The following is a 1,570-nucleotide window of genomic DNA, read 5'->3' as shown; positions in this document are numbered from 1 at the left end:
GCGCGCCACCCCCACCCCCGCCCGTCACACCACCCCCGCCCTTCGGCCCGCCGCCGGCCGCGCCGTCGTACGCGGCGCCCGGCGGGACGTACGGGGCACCGGTGTACGCGCCTCCGGGCGCACCGGCCGGGCCGGTCACGCCGGGGCCCGCGGCCGTGTTCCTGCGCCGGGTGTTCACCGGCGACTGGGCGGGCTCGGTCCTGGCGGCCCTGTGGCCGGTGGCCCTGCTGCTGCTCCTCGCGGTCGGCTTCTCCGCGCCCGACTGGGGCTCGGACGACGACGACAGCCCGTCCTGGTCCTTGCGGTTCCGGATGGTGATCGCCCTCCTGCTCCAGGGACTCGGCGGATCCGCCCACATCAAGGGGACGGGCGGGTCGGCGTTCGAACCGGTGCGGGCCAGCGGTTCCATATCGTTCTGGCTGCTCACCATGACGGCCCTGTGGATCGTCGCCGTCATCCTGGGCGCCCGGTGGCTCCGCCGCGCCCGGCCGGCCGGTGCCGGAGTCGACGCCGCGGTGCGCGTGGGGCTGGTGACCGGGGTGGCCGTGCTGGCGCTCGGCCTGTACGGGGAGCCGGACGTCGAGGGGGTCGAGCTCTCGACCACGCCGGTGCTCGCCGCGCTGTTCACCTTCGCGCTCACCACGGCGCTCAGCGGCGCCGTCCTCTCGCGGGACACCGTCCTCACCCGGCTCGGCCCCGGCGCGCGGATGGTCCTGCGGGCGCTCGGCACGGCGTTGCGCGCCCTTGCCCTGGCGGTGGGCCTCTGGGCCGCCGTGCTCTTCGTCATCCTCCTCTACCAGATCGACAAGGAGGGCGACCTCAACGGCTGGGCGCTCGTGGGGATTCTGGTCTTCCTGGTCAACGCGGGGCTCGTGTGTGTGGGCGGCTCCTGGGGCGCCGATCTGAGCGCCCGGATGGGAGGGAACAGCGGCGGCTACCGGGGCGGAGGCGGGGACGACAGCCGGTTCGGATACGGGGGTTCCTCCTCCGACTCCTTCGGCTGGGGCCGCGGCGACGGCTCCGGCTTCGGTCGCAGCCACGACTTCGGCCTCTCCGAGGCCGGTGATGTCTGGGGCGGCTGGGCCCAGGCGGGCATCGTGGCGATGGGCGTGCTCTGCGCCCTGTCGCTGACCCTGATGGTGGTGCGCCGCTCGCGCGAAGGCCGCAAGGAGCAGGTGCTGTCGGGGGTGTTCTTCCTGGCGGCCGTGTGGCTGCTGGGGCTCGCCGCCGGGTTCTCGTCCGAATGGGAGGGGCGTTCCGGCGGGGATCTGATCGGCTCCATCGCCGACACCGAACTCGGCGTCAACGGCGGCGAACTGTTCCTCTTCGGGATGCTGTGGACGGGCGGCGCGGTGCTGCTCGCGGTGCTCCTCTCGCACGGAGCCAAGGGCGGCGGGACGTTCGCGGGGCCCTACGGACCCCCGCCCGGGCCTCCCGCGCCGTTCCACGCGCCGTACGCTCCGCCGATGGGTGCCCCGGCGCACGCCCCCGCCCCTACGCCGCCGCCCACGACACCGCCCGCGTCCCCGGCGCCCGGCATGCCGCCGGCTCCGCCGGCCGGGCCGCCCGC

1 protein-coding gene is annotated in these 1,570 nt (G+C 75.6%); it reads left to right on the top strand.

All coding sequences use genetic code 11. From position 1 onward, the window contains the following. On the top strand, nt 1–1,570 hold a 1,570-nt coding region (locus tag JNW98_RS35560; RefSeq protein WP_223772384.1), incomplete at both ends, for a hypothetical protein.

It is taken from the genome of Streptomyces huiliensis (genome assembly GCF_020037025.1).
Classification (GTDB): Bacteria; Actinomycetota; Actinomycetes; order Streptomycetales; family Streptomycetaceae; genus Streptomyces; species Streptomyces huiliensis.
The sequence above is the reverse complement of the archived record's forward strand: the minus strand, read 5'-3'. Positions and strand labels throughout refer to the sequence as shown.